General features: G+C 66.4%; 17 protein-coding genes. 9 read left to right on the plus strand and 8 right to left on the minus strand.

Annotation, left to right across the window (positions count from 1 at the left end; translation table 11 throughout):
- The first annotated feature begins 169 nt into the window (after positions 1 to 169).
- Positions 170 to 847, plus strand: a complete 678-nt coding sequence (gene upp, locus LAQ58_RS15425) for a uracil phosphoribosyltransferase (RefSeq protein ID WP_224448326.1) — start codon at positions 170 to 172, stop codon at positions 845 to 847.
- Between the two features lie 210 nt (positions 848 to 1,057).
- Here the strand turns inward: upp and LAQ58_RS15430 are convergent, their stop codons facing one another.
- Positions 1,058 to 3,121 (minus strand): S9 family peptidase, encoded by a 2,064-nt coding sequence (locus tag LAQ58_RS15430; RefSeq protein ID WP_224448327.1) that lies wholly within the window; start codon positions 3,119 to 3,121, stop codon positions 1,058 to 1,060.
- A gap of 161 nt (positions 3,122 to 3,282) precedes the next feature.
- Here LAQ58_RS15430 and LAQ58_RS15435 point away from each other — a divergent pair, with 161 nt between their 5' ends.
- The 3 genes from LAQ58_RS15435 (at position 3,283) to LAQ58_RS15445 (ending at position 7,702) form a co-directional block, all read left to right on the plus strand.
- Positions 3,283 to 4,401, plus strand: coding sequence for a TAXI family TRAP transporter solute-binding subunit (locus tag LAQ58_RS15435; protein WP_224448328.1), 1,119 nt, complete (start codon positions 3,283 to 3,285; stop codon positions 4,399 to 4,401).
- Positions 4,402 to 4,493: 92 nt separating this feature from the next.
- Complete coding sequence (locus LAQ58_RS15440; RefSeq protein ID WP_224448329.1) at positions 4,494 to 4,997, plus strand: DUF1850 domain-containing protein; 504 nt, start codon at positions 4,494 to 4,496, stop codon at positions 4,995 to 4,997.
- On the plus strand, positions 4,994 to 7,702 hold the full coding sequence (locus LAQ58_RS15445; RefSeq protein WP_224448330.1) for a TRAP transporter permease: 2,709 nt from the start codon (positions 4,994 to 4,996) through the stop codon (positions 7,700 to 7,702). The genes LAQ58_RS15440 and LAQ58_RS15445 overlap by 4 nt, the downstream gene beginning before the upstream one ends.
- 42 nt (positions 7,703 to 7,744) lie before the next feature.
- Here the strand turns inward: LAQ58_RS15445 and LAQ58_RS15450 are convergent, their stop codons facing one another.
- The 5 genes from LAQ58_RS15450 to trpY form a co-directional block, all read right to left on the minus strand.
- Positions 7,745 to 8,095, minus strand: a complete 351-nt coding sequence (locus tag LAQ58_RS15450) for a hypothetical protein (RefSeq protein WP_224448331.1) — start codon at positions 8,093 to 8,095, stop codon at positions 7,745 to 7,747.
- A gap of 62 nt (positions 8,096 to 8,157) precedes the next feature.
- A complete protein-coding gene (locus LAQ58_RS15455; protein WP_224448332.1) occupies positions 8,158 to 9,339 on the minus strand; it encodes an NAD(P)/FAD-dependent oxidoreductase in 1,182 nt (393 codons plus the stop codon).
- 58 nt (positions 9,340 to 9,397) lie between these two features.
- The gene (locus LAQ58_RS15460; RefSeq protein WP_224448333.1) at positions 9,398 to 10,027 is read right to left on the minus strand and encodes an IMPACT family protein; all 630 of its coding nucleotides are present in this window, start codon (positions 10,025 to 10,027) and stop codon (positions 9,398 to 9,400) included.
- A 95-nt stretch (positions 10,028 to 10,122) separates the two neighbouring features.
- Positions 10,123 to 10,596, minus strand: coding sequence for a hypothetical protein (locus LAQ58_RS15465; protein WP_224448334.1), 474 nt, complete (start codon positions 10,594 to 10,596; stop codon positions 10,123 to 10,125).
- Positions 10,597 to 10,663: 67 nt separating this feature from the next.
- Positions 10,664 to 11,167, minus strand: a complete 504-nt coding sequence (gene trpY / locus LAQ58_RS15470; protein ID WP_224448335.1) for a TrpY family transcription regulator — start codon at positions 11,165 to 11,167, stop codon at positions 10,664 to 10,666.
- A 101-nt stretch (positions 11,168 to 11,268) separates the two neighbouring features.
- Between trpY and LAQ58_RS15475 the strand changes: the two genes are divergently transcribed.
- Positions 11,269 to 12,051, plus strand: coding sequence for a hypothetical protein (locus LAQ58_RS15475; RefSeq protein WP_224448336.1), 783 nt, complete (start codon positions 11,269 to 11,271; stop codon positions 12,049 to 12,051).
- 44 nt (positions 12,052 to 12,095) lie between these two features.
- Positions 12,096 to 12,680, plus strand: coding sequence for a putative glycolipid-binding domain-containing protein (locus LAQ58_RS15480; RefSeq protein ID WP_224448337.1), 585 nt, complete (start codon positions 12,096 to 12,098; stop codon positions 12,678 to 12,680).
- A 35-nt stretch (positions 12,681 to 12,715) separates the two neighbouring features.
- Here LAQ58_RS15480 and hisB read toward each other — a convergent pair whose 3' ends face one another.
- A complete protein-coding gene (gene hisB / locus LAQ58_RS15485) occupies positions 12,716 to 13,309 on the minus strand; it encodes an imidazoleglycerol-phosphate dehydratase HisB (RefSeq protein ID WP_224448338.1) in 594 nt (197 codons plus the stop codon).
- A 149-nt stretch (positions 13,310 to 13,458) separates the two neighbouring features.
- Here hisB and LAQ58_RS15490 point away from each other — a divergent pair, with 149 nt between their 5' ends.
- Positions 13,459 to 13,623 (plus strand): hypothetical protein, encoded by a 165-nt coding sequence (locus LAQ58_RS15490; RefSeq protein WP_224448339.1) that lies wholly within the window; start codon positions 13,459 to 13,461, stop codon positions 13,621 to 13,623.
- A gap of 8 nt (positions 13,624 to 13,631) precedes the next feature.
- On the opposite strand, the gene hisA is transcribed toward LAQ58_RS15490, so the two are convergent.
- Positions 13,632 to 14,354 carry a 1-(5-phosphoribosyl)-5-[(5-phosphoribosylamino)methylideneamino]imidazole-4-carboxamide isomerase gene (gene hisA / locus LAQ58_RS15495; RefSeq protein WP_224448340.1) on the minus strand — a complete coding sequence of 241 codons (723 nt, stop codon included), beginning with the start codon at positions 14,352 to 14,354 and terminating at the stop codon, positions 13,632 to 13,634.
- Between the two features lie 189 nt (positions 14,355 to 14,543).
- Between hisA and LAQ58_RS15500 the strand changes: the two genes are divergently transcribed.
- Complete coding sequence (locus LAQ58_RS15500; protein ID WP_224448341.1) at positions 14,544 to 15,731, plus strand: inorganic phosphate transporter; 1,188 nt, start codon at positions 14,544 to 14,546, stop codon at positions 15,729 to 15,731.
- 128 nt (positions 15,732 to 15,859) lie between these two features.
- Positions 15,860 to 16,999: an inorganic phosphate transporter gene (locus LAQ58_RS15505; RefSeq protein WP_224448342.1), complete on the plus strand. Its 1,140-nt coding sequence runs from the start codon at positions 15,860 to 15,862 to the stop codon at positions 16,997 to 16,999.
- Positions 17,000 to 17,100 lie beyond the last annotated feature (101 nt).

Raw genomic sequence — 17,100 nt, forward strand, 5'->3', positions numbered from 1 at the left:
GACGGGACGCTTTGTTATTCATCGCCGAATCCCCTTCGCGCCGGAGGGCCCGACGGTTTCACCGAGTAAACGTTCGCTTGTGACCGAGAGTCACCCGCGCGTGGGGCCGCTCGATCCCCCGAGACGGCGATGACGGTCCTTTATATCCTTCGGCGTTTCCGCTCTACACATGCCCATCGAAGACCGTGACGACGCGTATCTCATCACTCACGCGCTCGCCAAGGATACACTCTCGAAACTCAGAGACGTCGAGACCGAACAGGTCGCCTTCCGGAAAGGGCTGGTCAAACTCGGCCGTATCGCCGGCTACGAGATAATTGACGGCGCAATGGAGACAGAGTTCGTCTCCATCGAGACGCCGATGGCCGAGACGACGGGCGAACGTGTCAAAGGACTCGACGACGTGGTCATCGTCAACGTTCTCCGGGCCGCCACCCCGTTCGTCGAAGGACTCCTGAAAGCGTTCCCCCGCGCCAAACAGGGCGTCATCAGCGCCGGACGCGACGAGGATGCGGGCATGAACGACGACGGCGAGTTCCCCATCAAAATCGACTACGTAAAACTCCCCGAGATAACAGAGAAAGACACCGTCATCGTCGCCGACCCGATGCTCGCCACCGGCAGCACGATGTGTACGGTTCTCGACCACGTGCTGGAGGAAGCGACTGGCTTCGAGAATCTGTTCGTCCTCTCTGCGGTCTCCGCGCCCGACGGTCTGCTCCGCGTCGGCAGCCAGTTCGACGAGCCGGACCTGCTCACCGTTGCCATCGACGACCACCTCGACGAGCGCGGCTACATCATCCCCGGCCTCGGCGATGCCGGCGACCGCGCGTTCCGGACGAAGTAACGGTCGCTGCTTCAAGCTACGAACCGCCTATTTCGACCCGTCTCTTTCGACCCATCTGAATCTCTCTCGCTGTCCTATCGCCTCGCGATTTTACGCGTCGAACTCCGCGAGAACACGTTTCTTCGAACCCCCTCTCTTCGACTCGAAACCGCACGCAGACAGCACGTCTGACGCAGGCGCGTTCCTGTCGAAACGGTCCTGTAGAGCGCTCTATTCGTCGTCGCCCTTGTGTTCTTCCTCACCGGCCGAGAGTCCGTCGTCGCCGCGCTCCAGTGCGCGCGGCACGTCGTGGTGGTCGGAGTAGCCGTCGAACCAGCGGGCGATGCGCTCGATTCGGTCGACGACGTGTCCCGGTTCACCCGAGCGGGAGAGTTCGTGTCCCTCGCGCGGGTAGCGGACGAGACGGGTGTCGACGCCGTTTTTCTTCAGGAAGAGGTAGAACATCTCGCCGTTGTTGACCGGGACGCGGAAGTCGTTGTCCGAGTGGACGACGAGCGTCGGCGTCGTCGCGTTCGCGGCGTGGGCGACCGGCGACTGCTCCCAGAGGAACTCCGGTTCGTCCCACGGCTTCGCGCCGAAGTCCCACTCGACGAGTTTGAACGCGTCCGTCGACCCGTAGAACGACGAGAGGTCGTAGACGCCGCGCTGGGCGACCGCGCCCTCGAAGAAGTCGGTGTGACCCACTATCCAGCCGGTCATGAAGCCGCCGAAGCTCCCGCCGGTGACGAACGCGTTCTCTGCGTCGACGTAGTCGCGGTCGGCGACGAGTTCCGCGCCCGCCATCACGTCGGTCATCGTCACGTCGCCCCAGTCGCGCTCGATGGCCATCCCGAACTCCTCGCCGTAGCCGGTCGACCCGCGGGGGTTCGACCAGAAGACGACGTAGCCGCGTGCCGCCAGCGTCTGGAACTCGTGCCACATGGTCCCCGACGTGGACCACATCGCGTGCGGGCCGCCGTGAATCTCGACGGCGAGCGGGTACGTTTCGGATTCGTCCGCGGAACCGGACGGTTCTCCGCTACCGTCCGGGTCGAAGTCGGGTGGCGTCAGTACCCAGCCCTGCACCTCGACGCCGTCGTCGGACTCGAATCGGAGTTCCTCGGGTTCGCCCACCTCGGTGTCGGCGAGGTAGTCGGCGTTGAGTTCGGTGAGTCGCGTCGTCTCTTCGCCGTGTGCGATAAACACGTCGCCGGGGTGGTCCCACTCGCTCTTCGCGAAAGCGACCGCCTCGTCGCCCGCCGAGATGTCGGTGATGTGGCCGTCGCCCGCGACGATGTCGATTGCTGTGCCTGCGTCGTCGGCGCGACGGCAGACGTAGTCGCCGTCGTCGGGCGTGACGAAGTAGACGTGCTCCTCTCGGGGGTCCCACTGGAACCCCGCCGCACCGACGGTGCGGTCGAGGTCCGCCGTCAGGACGGTCGTCTCCTCGCTCTCGGGGTCGAACAGTTCGAGGTCCGTCTGTCGCATCGACGTGCGGTCCTCGGGCGTCCGCGCGTAGACGACGCGGCCGTCTCCGGCGACGGCAAGGTCCGTCCCCCATCCGGTCGTCTGGAGGACGTGTTCTTCCTCGCCCGCGTCGGTGTCATAGGCGAACACATCGACGTAGACGTTGTCGTCCGGGTCTTCGGTGCGCTTCGAGGTGTAGTACAGCGTCGTCTCGTCGCTCCACGAGGGGCTTCCGTGGTCGTAGTCGCCGTCGGTGAGTCGACTCACGTCGCCGGATTCGACGTCTGCGACGTAGATGTGACCGCGCGTGCCGTCGATGTACCGGGCGAGTTGACGGTAGACCAGGCGGTCGACGACGCGGGGGTCCGGCGTCTCCCGCTCGTACTCCTCCTCGTCGGCGATGCTCAGGTCGAGTTCCTCCTCGCGCTCTTCCTCGGTCGTTGCCTGCACGAACGCGATTCGCTCGCCGTCGGGACTCCACGCGGGTGCGCTGACGCCGCCGGGGACGTCGGTCACCCGCTGGGCCTCGCCGCCGTGCGTCGGGAGGACCCACAGCTGCGGCCGGTCGTTGTCCGCGCCGCGCGTCGAGACGAAGGCGAGTCGGTCGCCGCTCGGACTCCAGCGCGGGTGGCTGTCGACGCCCTCGTCGACGGTGAACCGTCGTGGGTCGTCGCTGCCGTCGGCGGAAACGAGATAGATGGTCGCTTCGTAGGATTCGTCGTCTTTCGGGACCTTTCTGACGAAGGCAACCTGCTCGCCATCGGGAGACAATTGGGGAGTTTCAGGTTTAGCGATGTCGTGATAATCCGTGGCGCTGACGCGTCGCATACCGCGCCACTCGCGCCCTCCGCGGAATAGCCTTCGGGAGCAGGAACGCTCCGCCGGTGACGGCACGTAATGTTAGCGATACTGGAGTTTCTCTCAGGTATGAGATTAGTTGACATTGGACTATAGTTACTGATATATATCTCTGGCCGACATTCTGATGTATGGCTCGCTATCTCAATCGGCGGAAGTTTATCGCTGCAACCGGTGCGGCCGGCCTCGTCGGCCTCGCCGGCTGTTCTGACGGTGGAAACGGCGGCGACGGCGGAAACGGCGGAAACGGCGGCGACGGTGGCGATGGCGGCGACGGTGGAAACGACAGTGATGGCGGAAACGGCGGCGATGGTGGCAGCAACCAGCTATCGTGGCACGCCGGCGGTACCGGCGGCACGTACTACCCGCTGTCGAACCAGTTCAAGAGCGTCGTCGAGGCGAACACCGACTACACCCTGCAGGTGCAGTCGACGGGTGCCAGCGTCGAGAACGCGGGGAGCCTCGGCAGCGGCAACGCGGACTTCGCGCTCCTGCAGAACGACGTCGCCTACTTCGCGGTCAACGGCGAAGGTATCGACGCGTTCGAGGGTAACGCCATCCCGAACATTCGTGGCGTGGCGACGCTTTACCCGGAGACCATCCACGTGGTGACGCCCGGTAACTCCGACATCCAGTCGATTCAGGACCTCGAAGGCGCGACCATCAACACCGGCGACCTCGGCAGCGGGACGCAGGTCGACGCCCGACAGATTCTCGAAGCGGTCGGCATCCAGGACTACACCGAACAGAACACCGACTTCTCGCAGGCGGCCGAGCAGATTCAGAACGGCGACGTCGACGCGGCGTTCGTCGTCGGCGGCTGGCCGGTCGGCGCCATCGAGGACCTCGCCAACAACAGCAACATCCGCATCGTCGAGATCTCCGGCGACGCCCGCCAACAGGTCAAGGAAGCCGGATCGTACTTCGCCGACGACGAGATTCCCGCCGGCACGTACAGCGGTATCGACGAACCCGTCCAGACCGTCGCCGTGCAGGCGATGATCGCGACCAACGAGGAGCAACCTGAGGAGGTCGTCCAGTCGGTCACCGAAGCTATCTTCGAGAACACCGACGAGATCAACATCAAACAGGAGTTCATCACCGCCGACACGGCGCAGGACGGAATGTCCATCGACCTGCACCCCGGCGCGCAGGCGTACTTCGATTCGGCCGGAACCGGCGGAAGTGGCAACGAGTCCGACGGCAACGAGACCACCGGTAACGAGACCACCGGCAACGAATCGAGCTAAACCGAACCCACTCGGACGACCGCACTTCGGCGTGCGGTCCACTGACCCGTACAGATGCACTTTCGATCTACCACTCGATTCCTACGCCGACTATGAGCGACCGCGCCGGTCGACGGACGGTCGGTCTCGCGCTCGCGTCGATCGCCGTTCTCGCACTCGTTCTCGCCGGAGGCGCGGCAGCGACGCAACCCGAACGCGTCCTCGTCGTTGAGAACGCCGAGACGGGTGAGCGCCTGTTCGCCACGCCGGTCGAAAACGACACGACGGTGACGCTCGCGTACAACCACAGCGTTGAGGGGAGCCCCGTCCGCGACGTGTACGCCGTCCGTGGCGACGAACTCGTGATGACGCGCATGGAGTTCTCCTCGTACGGGTGGGGCTTCCCGGCGCAGGCGAACGTCACTCGCGAGAACGGGAGCTTCGTCCACCACCCCGACGACGTGCGTCTGTCGGAACTGTACGTCTCACCCGGCGACGTGGCGGGGCACAGACTCCACGTCGGCGACGAGACGTACGACCTCGTCGCGCGCTCGGACGCCGAAACCGTGCGGATTCACGTCGAACACCGCAGTATACTCCAACGAATGACGCCATGACTGTCGACGATACCTCACCCAAAGACGACGAACTCTCCGAGGAGGAGAAACAGGAACTCATCGACGAACTGGAGCGAAAGCGGAACCTTCGCGGCGGTGCCGCCGTCGCCGTCGCGTTCGTCGGGATCATGTTCTCGGCGTTCCAGATGTGGCTCGCCGCGCGTGGGTTCATCTTCGAGGCGACGCTGCCCGGCATCGGGACGGTTCGCCTCGCCGCGCTCCAACAGCTACAGATTCGCGCGATTCACGTCGTCTTCGCGCTCATCCTCGCGTTCATGCTCTACCCGCCGACGTCGGGCGACGGCTTCTTCTCGCGGCGACTCTCGCGGGTCGTCCCCGGACTCGAACGCGCCTACGGGTCGGAGCACCCGGCAACGCGAGCGGCGACGAGCATCCGCTCGGGCGTTCGCTGGGCCATCGCCGACCCGTACCGGACCCGAGTTACGCCGGTCGATATCGTGCTCGTGCTGTTCTCGGCGCTGACGGCGGCGTACATGATCACCGACTACGACGAGATTCAGACGCTTCGCGCGCTCGGACTCGGCTCCGGCCGCACCACCGCCGAGATATACCCGTTCCTCGCGCCCCTCGTCGACGCTGTCTCGGCGCTCGGTATCCCGTTCGACGAGGTGTCGTACGCATTCGTCCTCGGCGCTATCGGCATCCTGCTCGTGCTCGAGGCGACGCGGCGGACGCTCGGGACGCTGCTCATGGGTATCGTCTCGATGTTCATCCTCTACGCCCGGTACGCCGGCAACATCCCCCAGGACATCCCGTATCTCGGCATCCTCTCTACGCTATCGGCGTCGTGGGACTCCGTGATTCAGAACCTCTGGTACAACACCGCCAACGGCGTCTTCGGCGTCCCCGTCGAGGTGAGCGTCCGCTACATCTACATCTTCGTCCTCTTCGGGGCGTTTCTGGAGATGAGCGGCGCTGGCCAGTGGTTCATCGACCTCGCTTACTCGATGACCGGGTCGCGAAAGGGCGGCCCGGCGAAGGCGAGTATCCTCTCCAGCGGCTTCATGGGAACTATCAGCGGTTCCTCCATCGCCAACACAGTCACGACGGGCGCGTTCACCATCCCGCTGATGAAGCGCTCGGGCTACCGCCCGGAGTTCGCTGGGGGCGTCGAAGCCTCCGCCTCATCCGGCGGGCAGATTCTCCCGCCGGTGATGGGTGCGGCGGCGTTCCTCATCGTTGAGTTCGTCGGCGTCTCCTACGACGAGGTCATCATCGCAGCGACGATTCCCGCCATCGTCTTCTTCTTCGGCGTCTGGGTGATGGTCCACCTCGAAGCGTCGCGCGAAGGAATCGGCGGCGTCGACGCCTCCGAACTCGTCGCCGTCAGAAGTCACCTGCGCCGCGGGTGGTTCTACCTCGCGCCCATCGCCTTGCTGCTCGTCTACCTCATCGGCATCCGGTACTCCGTCTCGCGCTCGGCGTGGTACACCATCGTCGCCATCATCGCGCTCATCGCACTCGTCGCCACCTACAACGAGCGGACGCGCGTGCCGCTGCTCGGGACTATCGCCGCGCTGTTCGCCTTTGAAACGGCTGCCCGCCTGCTAACCGGTGCGGGCATCGTCGGCGCGGTGACCGGTGCGGGAACCGGCGGGATGGCGCCCCGCGCGGCGCTCGACGCCGCGGCCGGACAGCTCGGCACCATCATCATCCTTGTGAGCGCAGCGTTCCTGCTCGCGCGACCGCGCTCTCCGTCGCCGCTCTTGGAGTACGACGCCGCCGTCGACGACGCGGCCGAGACGACAGCCGAGGCCTTCGGCCGCCGCTCGCTCGCCGACAACAACGCCTACCGCTTCGGGACGTTCGTCCTGAAGGCGATGGAGTCGGGCGCGCGCACCGCGACGGTTGTCGTCGTCGCCGTTGCCGCCGCGGGTATCATCCCCGGCGTCATCAGCGTCTCCGGTCTCGGACCGAACCTCGTCGCGCTCATCGAAGCCGTCTCCGGCGGTTCGCTCATCCTCCTCTTGGTCATCACCGCCATCTCCTCTATCATCCTCGGGATGGGGATGCCGACGACGGTGACGTACATCATCCTCGTCGCGCTGCTCGGCGGCGCGATTTCGGAACTCGCGAACATCCCGCTGCTGGCGGCGCACCTGTTCATCCTCTACTTCGGCGTCATCGCCGACATCACGCCGCCAGTCGCCGTCGCGGCGTACGCCGCTTCCGGGGTGGCGAAGTCTGACCCGTTCAAGACGGGTATAGAGGCGTTCACGCTCTCGCTGAACAAGGCCATCGTCCCGTTCGCGTTCGTCTTCGCGCCCGGCATCCTGCTCATCCGCGGCGAGAGCACGGAGCAGTACCACATCCTCACCTTCGCTGACGTGGCCGACCTGGGCTACTTCGTCCCGGAGGTGGTCGTCCCCATCGTCGGACTGTTCATCGGCGTACTCGCCCTCGGGCCGACTATCATCGGTTACTTCTACTCGCCGGTCGCCACCGTCGAGCGCGCGCTGTTCGCCGTCTCCTCGATTCTGCTCATGGCGCCGCAGATGCTACTCGACCCGTTGTTCACGATTCTCTCAGGAACCGGGATAAGCATCGGTGTCGAGATACTGACGCTCGACCTGCTGCTCCGTGCGGTCGGCGGCGTGCTGTTCGGCGCGCTGGCGCTACGGAACCGACGGCAGATGGAGGGCGACCGCGCTGAACCGTCGTCGGCGACGCCGACGACCGACTGAGCGCGGGTCGAGAGTCTTAGACCCCGTTTTCGTCGCATGCTATTACGACCACTGCCGCCTCGCCAGCGACCGCTCGACGCGGTACGCGAAGCCTACGAAGGCGGCGAGGCCGCCGACGGCGAGCAGGAAGAACAGGAGTCGGAAGCTTCCGAACCCGGTGATTCCGAGGGCCGTCGTCAGCGCGACGAGAAGCGCGTACCCCTTCGCGGCGGTCGTCCCGAATTGTCCGAGACGAGTTCCGTCGTCAGTCACCCATATAGCGAGCACGACGAGGAGTGTGCGAACAGCGAGGTACGTCACTATGGACGTTACCAGCGCGAGGAGAACAACGAACCCCAGTTCCGGCGTGTATGCCGGAAGCGCCGGTTTGATACTGCCGAACTGGAGGATCATACGCACCGCTACTCGAACCGTTGACATAAGTTTTCAGACGCGTAACTAGCTCTCCCGACGACTCAGAACCGCCCGACGCCGAACGGTTCCAGTTCCTCGCGCACGTCCTCGCCGCGCACCGCGTCGGCGACGAGTTTGCCGCTGTAGGGCCCCAGTTGCAGACCGGTCGGGCCGTGACCGGTCGCCACGAACGCACCGTCGACGCCGGGCACCTCGCCCATCACCGGTAACCCGTCCTCGGCCAGCGGTCGAAGCCCCACCCGCACCTCCCGGAGCGACGCGTCGGCGAGTCCGGGCGCGACTCGGAGTATCTCCCCGAACACGTCGTGCAGTCCTTCGACGGTCGTCTTCGGGTCGAATCCCGCGCCCGTTTCGCGGGTCGCCCCGACGGCGACGCGGCCGTCGTCCCACGACACCAGGTATTTGTGGCGGAACGGGCTGACGATGGGCCAGCCCTCCGTGTCGGCGTCGAGGTCCAGATGGACGATCTGGCCGCGCTGTGGTTCGACGGGAATTTCGACGCCCAACTGCTCGCCGAAGGCGCTCGACCACGCGCCGCCAGCGACGACGACGGCGGCGGCGGCTATCTGGCTTTCCACGCCCGCTTGGCCTTCTTCGCTTTCGTCGCCTTCGTCGACGACGACGCCCCGTATCTCACCGCCGTCGAGGACGAGCGACCCGACACTCGCTTCGAGCGTGTCGAGTCCGTGCGCCTCGCCCGCCCGGCGGAGTGCCCCCTCGAACGTCTGTCCATCGACGCGTGCGGCGTCGTCGTAGTGGAACGCGCGCTTCGTCTCGCCCAGCGGTGGGAACCGCTTGCGCGCTTCCTCGGCGGTGAGTTCGTGAACCGTCCCCTCGGCGGGCGGTTCTCCGGCGGCCTGTCGCTCGCGGATACGTTCGAGAACGTCGTCGTACTGCTCGGATTCCTCCTCGTCGAACGCGACGTTGAGTAAGCCCCGCTTGGCGTATCCGTGCGGACCGTCCTGTTCGCGCTCCAGCGCCGCGACGAGTTCGTCGTAGTAGTCGACGGCCGTCGTCGCAAAGCCGAACCACGTCCCGTCGCTCCCCCGACTGCTCGTCGCCGCCGAGAGGATACCCGCGCCCGCGTCGGTCGCTCGCCCCTCGTCTCGTCGGTCGACGAGCAGCGCCCGGACTCCCTCGCGTGCGAGGTGGTAGGCGGTCGACGCGCCAACGATGCCGCCGCCGACGACGATGGCCTCGTACTCGTCGTTTCGTTCGTTCATGGAGGGGCGAACGCAATCCGCCGCCGTGAGTGTGTCGTTGGCGGAAGCGTTCGAGTTCTCACTCCCCGATTTCGACGCGTCCGCTCGTCGCGTTCCGCAGTCGCTCTCGTAACTCGTCCGCCTCGTTGACGGCCACGCGGACCTCGAAGCTGACCGACTCTTCGTACTCGGCGTCGAACTCGACGCCCGCGCTCTCCAAGATGCCGCGAACGGTCCCCGAATCGTCGTACTCCACTTCGAGAGAACACGTCTCGTGCGGCAGTTCCTCGACGACGCCCGCCGCGTCGACGGCTTCCTTGACAGCGCGGGAGTACGACCGCGCGAGTCCGCCGACGCCGAGGTTCGTCCCGCCGTAGTAGCGCGTCACGACTGCGACGACGTTTCTGATGTCCCGCTGGACGAGGACGTTCAGTGCCGGTTTCCCCGACGACCCCGTCGGTTCGCCGTCGTCGCTCTGGTACTCGCGGAGCATCACGTCGCCTGGGGGGGATGCGGAGACGGGACCCGCGGGGACGCGGTAGGCGGGGACGTTGTGCGTCGCGTCCGGATGCTTTGCTTCGATTTCGGCGACGAACGCCTCCGCGGCGTCGACGCCGTCGGCGGGGGAGACGTAGCCGATAAACTCCGACCCGCGGACCTCGAACTGCGCGCTCGCCCGCCCAGCGACGGTGCGATAGGCGTCGGTCATGGTCGTGTGGCTGGGGTACGAGGAGAAAGAACTGTCCCTGTCGGAGTGTCGGTCACCGCGGTACTGCCGACCGACGCGGTGCTACTGACGCCGGACTACCGGTCGAGTCCGAGCAGCACCGCGAACGCGCCGAGACCGACCAGTTCGGCGAACATCGACACGAAATCGCGCGGTTCGGCGAGCAGGTGTTCGAGGATGGTCGAAAGCGGCCCCTGCGCGTGGCCGCCGGGGACGAGTCCGCCGTGGTCACCGAGGTGCCACCAGGCGTAGCCGAGGACATACGCGCCGAGCACCGCCGCCGAGAGGGCGTACAGCGCGCGGTCGCGGCGGCCGAGCAGCATCGCGCCGACGACGCCGAGGAGCAGCAGTCCGGAGGGGACGAACAGGTACGGCCGGGGGTCGGCGACGGAACCCGCCCGCAGATAGGCGAGCAACCGCGGGAACCCCCACCAGAGGTGGACGGTCGCGGCGACGAACGCCGCCTGCCCGGCGACGAGGCGCGCGACGGTGACCGCCGCGCTCCTCTCGGTCGTCGACGGATTCGCCGCCGACGCTGTCGACTCTTCCATATGCCCTGTCGACTCTCGGGGTAGATGACGCTGTTCATCGACAGTCGGCGTTCGAGAGCCGTACCACTCAGGCGAGGCTGATACGCCGGACGAACGGGAGCGCCGAAATTTCGTTCAGCAGGTCGCCGGGGATGGGGTCGTCGGTGACGATGTACAGTTTCGGTTCGTCTGTGAACTCGGGATCCTCGCTGACGGTCTGGCGGATGCTGATCCCCTCGTCGGCGAGCAGCGTCGTAATCGACGCGACGATGCCCGGTTCGTCGGCGTCGCCGACTTCGACGGTCAGGGCGGCTAAATCGAGGACGGGAGCGAGACTCAACAGGCTCGGAATCGCGCTGATGTTCTGGAAGATGGGTCGCAGGTCGTCGTCGGCGAGGACGGCCTCCGTCGTCGAGTCGATAACGCGGCGGTCGACGCCGATTTCGCGGGCAATCTGGGTGTTCGGAATCTCGATGCTGCCGGAGACGACGCGTCCCTCATCGTTGACCGAAAAGCCGCGTTCGAGGAGCAGGCGGATGACCGCCTGTTGGCTCGGACTCCCCTCGAACTTCTCCATGATTTCGTCGAACATTCGCTTGCGAGGACCTGCGCGCCTCTCGGTCTTAGTTGTGGCCGTCCGCGGTCCGCCTCCTGCGCCGGGAGTTTTTAGCCGCCGGGCCGTGCCTCTGGCGTATGGCTGACCTCGACTCGTGTTACTTCTGCGGGACCATCGGCGACGGCCTCACCGAACTGGCCGTCGTGCCGCCGCGGTTCGACCCGACCGACAAACAGCAACGGACGGTCGTCCTCTGTACGACCTGCCGACAAAAGCTCGGAACCGTTCTCGAACCCATCGTCGACGTGCTCGGCGACGGTACTGAGACGACAGACGACGGTTCGTCGTCGGCGTCAGCGCCCGACACACCGTCTCCGTCGCCGAACTCTGTCGACACCGACAACGACATTCGGACCGGCGAAGACGTGACGGACGCGGCGACAACCCCGACCGCACCGCAGCCGGGCGACGCCATCGACACGACTGACTTCGACGACCCGCTCGCCTCCGACTCCGAGGGCGTTACCATCGGCACGCCGGTCGCCGACGGGGAGACGGACGAACGGCACGGTTCCGACGAATCGGGTTCCGGGGATGGCGACGGGAACGGCGACGCCGAAACCGGAGCGAGCAACACCGATGCCGGTATCGACACCGCCGCCGACGACGCCGATGCCGACGCCGCAGACAGCGTTGACGAAGCCGACGCTGATTCAGATGCCTCGAAGGAGGAACCCACCGAGTTCAGAACGGTGATGCGTCTCCTCTCGAATCGGGAGTTCCCGGTCGACCGCGCGGAAATCGAGGCGCTCGCGTCGGGTGCGTATAGCCTCGACGACTCGCAGGCCGGCGCTATCATCGACTACGCCGTCGACCGCGGGGTTCTCGCGGAGCGAGACGGGCAACTCCACCGCGACTGAGACAGAATCGAACGGAATTTTGCGCCGCTCCGCGCGGAGTGGGTATGCACGACGTGCTCTGGGAACCCGCCGACGCCGCGGGACTCGAACACCTGCGATACGAGACCCGCCCACTCTCGGCGGAGTCGGTCGTTCTCGGCGTCCGAGACGGCGAACGCTTCCGGATTCGCTACGCGCTCGACTGCGACGCCGAGGGACGAGTTCGGTCCGTCTCGGTAGACTCGTTCGACGACGGCGCGAGTCTCCGCCTCCTCACAGACGGCGAGGGCCGGTGGACCGACGACGACGGTGCGCCGATTCCCGAACTCGACGGTTGTCTCGACGTCGACATCTCCGCGACGCCGTTCACGAACTCGCTCCCGATTCGCCGTCTGGACCTCGCCGCCGGCGAATCAGCGACGCTCTCGATGGCGTACGTCTCGGTTCCGGCGTTAGAGGTTTCGGCGGTGCGTCAGAAGTACATCTGCCTCGACCCGCTCGACGCCGACGGTGGGCGTTTCTGCTACGAGGGTCTCACGAGCGGCTTTTCGGCCGAAATCCCGGTCGACTCCGAAGGCGTCGTCCGCGACTACCCGGGCCTCTTCCGGCGCGTCGACAGAGTGGGACTGAGTAGGACGGGAAATGACTAAGCGAACGATTCCGACGGTTCGCCGCCGCCGTGCGACTATAGCTTTCCTTTCGTACTCGGCGTGTCATCGGCGCGGCGCTCGTCGATTCTGGTGGCGTCGTCCAGCGCCCGAGTGAGCGCCTTGAACAGCGCCTCCACCTCGTGGTGGGCGTTGACGCCGCGTTCGACGTCGACGTGGAGCGTCAGACCGGCGTTCATCGCCAGCGAGTACGCGAAGTGTCGCGCCATGTCGCTCGTGAACTCGCCGATTCGGTCCTGCGAGAACTCGCCGTCGAACTCGAAGTGCGGACGGCCGCTCACGTCGACGACGACGCCGACGACGGACTCGTCCAGCGGCACCTTGCGGTCGGCGTAGCGGACGATGCCCCGCTTCTCGCCGAGGGCGTCCGCGAACGCCTCGCCGAGCACGATAGCCACGTCCTCGACGGTGTGGTGGTCGTCGACGTGCAGGTCGCCGTCGCAGGACAATTCGAGGTCGAACAGACCGTGTTTGGCGAAGGCGGTCAGCATGTGGTCGAAGAAGCCGATGCCGGTGTCGACCTCGGCTTCGCCGGTGCCGTCGACGGCGAGCGAGAGATCGATGGTGGTCTCCGCCGTCTCGCGGAACACGGAGGCCGTACGGTCGCTCATGGTCGCACCTCGGACGCCGTGCGTATCACCGTTGCGCTCTTACAGCCGCAAACTCCAGAACCGGACACCGAGTTTACACCCGTCTGACGCGAGGCAGACAGCCGTCTGCTACCTTTTGATATGTGTGACGTGCGTCTCGCAGCGCACCGATGAAGCGCGAACTCACGATAGCGCTCACGCTCGCAGTGGGGGTGCTGTTCGTGTCGTCGATGACGTTCACCGGTGTGCTGTTCGGGCTCGCGCTCGTTCTGCTCGCCGCCGTCGGCGCCGTGGACGCGCTCGAACGCGGTGTCGGCCGTCGGCTACGGCAGTAGGTGCCAGATTACGCCGACATTGCCTCTCGGAGCGTGAACGCCCCTTCGTAAAGCGCCGTCCCGACGACGACGGCCGCCGCGCCCGCCTCGCGGAGCGTCCGCACGTCTTCGACAGTCGCGACCCCGCCGCTGGCGACGACGGGGATCTCGACCGCCTCGGCGATTCGCCGCACGCGGTCCGCTTTCACCCCTTCTAACTGCCCCTCCACGTCGACGTCGGTGAACAGGATGGCCCCCGCGCCGAGTTTCTCGTAGCGGACCGCCGCCTCCGCCGGATCGAGCCCCGTTCCCTCGGTCCACCCGGAGACGACGACTTCTCCGCCTTTCGCGTCGAGGCTCACCATCACCGACTCCGGGTGCTCCTCACTCACGTCGCCGACGATGTCCGGGTTCTCGACGGCCGCCGTCCCGAGGATGACACGGTCGACGCCGCCGTCGAGGAGCGCGATCGCGTCCGCGGCGGTTCGGATGCCGCCGCCGACCTGTACGTCGACGTCAGTCGCGTCGACGACGGCTTCGATCGCCGCGGCGTTCTCCCGCTGTCCCTCGAACGCCCCGTCCAGATCCACGAGGTGCAGCGTCTCCGCACCCTCGTCGACCCACCGGCGGGCCGCCTCGACCGGGTCGCCGTAGCGTTTCTCGGTGCCGCGTTCACCCTGTACCAGTTGAACGACTTCGCCATCTTGCACGTCGACCGCCGGAACGACCTCGAACTCGGGAAAGTGTGTCATAGATGGCGCTGCGCGCCACGGCGAGTAAAACGCCCCGGTCCGACGGCAGACGCCCCAGTCAGACAGTGGTACGCCCCGGTCGACGAGCGGAAGAGGGAAGGGAACCGATCGCCAACTTGTTCGGCGTCGAACACGACGAGGGCGCGGCGAACCGGACGCTTATGTGGCTCTCACACGAATCCCCAGACAGTGTCGACCCTCCTCCTCGCACTCGGCGTTCTCGTCGCCGTCTTCGTCGGGTTCAACGTCGGTGGCTCGAACACCGGCGTCGCGTTCGGCCCGGCGGTCGGCAGCGGCGCGGTGTCGAAACTCACTGCTGGCGGTCTGATGGCGGTGTTCGCACTCCTCGGCGGGTGGACCGTCGGCCGACGCGTCGTCGATACGCTCGGGAGCGACATCGTCACCGGCGACCCGTTCACCCTGTCGGTGAGCATCGCGATGCTGTTCTTTGTCGGTCTCGCGCTGTTCATATCGAACGTCTTCGGCGTCCCGGCCTCCACGTCGATGACGGCCGTCGGCGCCATCGCCGGATTCGGTCTCGCCACCGACCGACTCAACACGCCCGTCGTCCTCGAAATCGTCTCGTGGTGGTTCGTCGCGCCCATCGTCGGCTTCTGGGTGAGCGCCGTCGTCGGCCGCTACGTCTACGACGAAATCGCGGCTCGCATCGCGGTCAGACAGTCCGAGGGTCCGTTGCTCGAGTTCACCCCTCGCCCGCGTCTGGGGCCGAACACGACGATGCGTGAACTCGGCGGTACGACGCTCGTCGTCGCCATCGCCTGCTACATGGGGTTCTCGGCGGGAGCGTCGAACGTCGCCAACGCCGTCGCGCCGCTCGTCGGTAACGGGTCGCTGACGATGAACCAGGGTATCCTGCTGGCGGCGGGCGCCATCGGTCTCGGCGCGCTCACGCTCGCCCGGCGGACGCTCGACACCGTCGGCAACGACCTCACCGACCTGCCGCTGGCGGCGGCGCTGGTCGTCGCGGCAGTGAGCGCGAGTCTGGTAACCGTGTTGTCGGCGCTCGGCGTTCCGGCGAGTTTCGTCGTCATCGCGACGATGAGTATCGTCGGTCTGGGATGGGGCCGGGCGACCCGCGCGGAGGGGTCGACGCTTCCCGGACCCACCATCGATGGCGTCGGCAGGCCTGCGGCGACCGGTTCGACGGAGGCGTCGGCTCAGTCGGCGGCCGCGACAGGCTTCGGAACGTCCGGCGAGTTGTCCAACGAGCCCCCGCTCGCGCCGACTGAGACGGCTCCGACCGCGGAACTTTACCGCCCGGCGACGACGGCGCGAATCGTCCTGCTGCAGAACCTCGTTCCGGCGCTCGCCACCGTCGCCGCCTACGCCGTCTTCCGGTTCGTCCCCTTCGTTTGAACGCTCGACCGAACCCAAGGGCGGTCGAACGCGGGGGCGACGGTTCGACCGTTTTTCGACTGACTGTTCGACCGACCGCCGACCGAATGCGGGTGGCTTAACACTGGGACCGTTCTACGGCTTTCAACGTGGTAGAAGTTCTTCTCGCCGTCGGGCTTCTGGTCGCCGTCTTCGTCGGGTTTAACATCGGCGGTTCCTCCACCGGCGTCGCGTTCGGCCCAGCAGTCGGGAGCAACGTCGTGAGCAAACTCGCCGCCGCCGCGCTGATGAGCGGGTTCGCCCTGCTCGGCGGGTGGACCGCCGGGCGGGAGGTTGTCAAGACGATGGGCGGGGAAATCGTCCCGCAGAGCCAGTTCACGCTCGCCGCCAGCGTCGCGGTGTTGCTGTTCGTCGGCCTCGCCTTACTCGTCTCGAACACGTTCGGCGTGCCCGCCTCCACGTCGATGACGGCCGTCGGCGCCATCGCCGGACTCGGCGTCGCCACCGGAACGCTCAACGAGAGCGCGATGCTCGAAATCATCTCGTGGTGGGTCGTCGCCCCGATTCTGGCCTTCTGGGTCTGCGCCGTCGTCGGCCGCTACGTCTACCCGTATCTCGACGCCCGCTTCGTCATCGACAGCAGCGACGGCCCGCTGCTGGAGTACACCCCGTGGCCCCGACTCGGCCCAGGGACGACGGCGCGCGAACTCGGCGGGGCGGTGCTGGTCGTCGTCATCGCCTGTTACATGGCGTTCTCGGCGGGGGCGTCGAACGTCGCCAACGCCGTCGCGCCGCTCGTCGGCAACGGCGCGGTGTCGCTTGAGGGCGGCATCCTGCTGGCGGGGGGCGCTATCGCGCTCGGTGCGTTCACCATCGCCCGACGGACGCTCGACACCGTCGGCAACGACCTCACCGACCTGCCGATTCTCGCGGCGCTCATCGTCGAAGTCGTCAGCGCGACGCTCATCGCCGTGCTGTCGGCGCTCGGCATTCCAGCCAGCCTCGCGGTGAGCGCGACGATGAGCATCGTCGGTCTCGGCTGGGGTCGGGCGACGCGGACGGTGACGCTCGGGCAGGCCGTCCGCGGCCAAGGCCCGAACGTCTCGGTGAACGCGCTCGCGGCCGAGCGACGGGAGACGGTGCCCCGCGTCGGCGACGAGAACGACGAACTCACGGCCAACGACCTGTTCAACCCCGGAACGACCGGACGCGTCGTCTTCTTTTGGATTCTCACCCCGTCGCTGTCGGCGGTGGCGTCGTTCCTGCTTTTCAGCCTCGTTCCCTTATGAGCGTCTGGAGGCGCCCGATTCGAGGCCTCTGTGTCTCGAACCACCACGCGACCCGGGTCTGAACAGCAAAGTCTAATGGTATGGGTATCGAACCTGTGCGT

The organism is Haloprofundus salilacus, from assembly GCF_020150815.1.
GTDB classification, from domain to species: domain Archaea; phylum Halobacteriota; class Halobacteria; order Halobacteriales; family Haloferacaceae; genus Haloprofundus; species Haloprofundus salilacus.

Coding starts and splice junctions, on each gene's coding strand:
- upp (WP_224448326.1), top strand. CDS start 170: ATGCCCATCGAAGACCGTGACGACGCGTATCTCATCACTCACGCGCTC.
- LAQ58_RS15430 (WP_224448327.1), bottom strand. CDS start 3,121: ATGCGACGCGTCAGCGCCACGGATTATCACGACATCGCTAAACCTGAA.
- LAQ58_RS15435 (WP_224448328.1), top strand. CDS start 3,283: ATGGCTCGCTATCTCAATCGGCGGAAGTTTATCGCTGCAACCGGTGCG.
- LAQ58_RS15440 (WP_224448329.1), top strand. CDS start 4,494: ATGAGCGACCGCGCCGGTCGACGGACGGTCGGTCTCGCGCTCGCGTCG.
- LAQ58_RS15445 (WP_224448330.1), top strand. CDS start 4,994: ATGACTGTCGACGATACCTCACCCAAAGACGACGAACTCTCCGAGGAG.
- LAQ58_RS15450 (WP_224448331.1), bottom strand. CDS start 8,095: ATGATCCTCCAGTTCGGCAGTATCAAACCGGCGCTTCCGGCATACACG.
- LAQ58_RS15455 (WP_224448332.1), bottom strand. CDS start 9,339: ATGAACGAACGAAACGACGAGTACGAGGCCATCGTCGTCGGCGGCGGC.
- LAQ58_RS15460 (WP_224448333.1), bottom strand. CDS start 10,027: ATGACCGACGCCTATCGCACCGTCGCTGGGCGGGCGAGCGCGCAGTTC.
- LAQ58_RS15465 (WP_224448334.1), bottom strand. CDS start 10,596: ATGGAAGAGTCGACAGCGTCGGCGGCGAATCCGTCGACGACCGAGAGG.
- trpY (WP_224448335.1), bottom strand. CDS start 11,167: ATGTTCGACGAAATCATGGAGAAGTTCGAGGGGAGTCCGAGCCAACAG.
- LAQ58_RS15475 (WP_224448336.1), top strand. CDS start 11,269: ATGGCTGACCTCGACTCGTGTTACTTCTGCGGGACCATCGGCGACGGC.
- LAQ58_RS15480 (WP_224448337.1), top strand. CDS start 12,096: ATGCACGACGTGCTCTGGGAACCCGCCGACGCCGCGGGACTCGAACAC.
- hisB (WP_224448338.1), bottom strand. CDS start 13,309: ATGAGCGACCGTACGGCCTCCGTGTTCCGCGAGACGGCGGAGACCACC.
- LAQ58_RS15490 (WP_224448339.1), top strand. CDS start 13,459: ATGAAGCGCGAACTCACGATAGCGCTCACGCTCGCAGTGGGGGTGCTG.
- hisA (WP_224448340.1), bottom strand. CDS start 14,354: ATGACACACTTTCCCGAGTTCGAGGTCGTTCCGGCGGTCGACGTGCAA.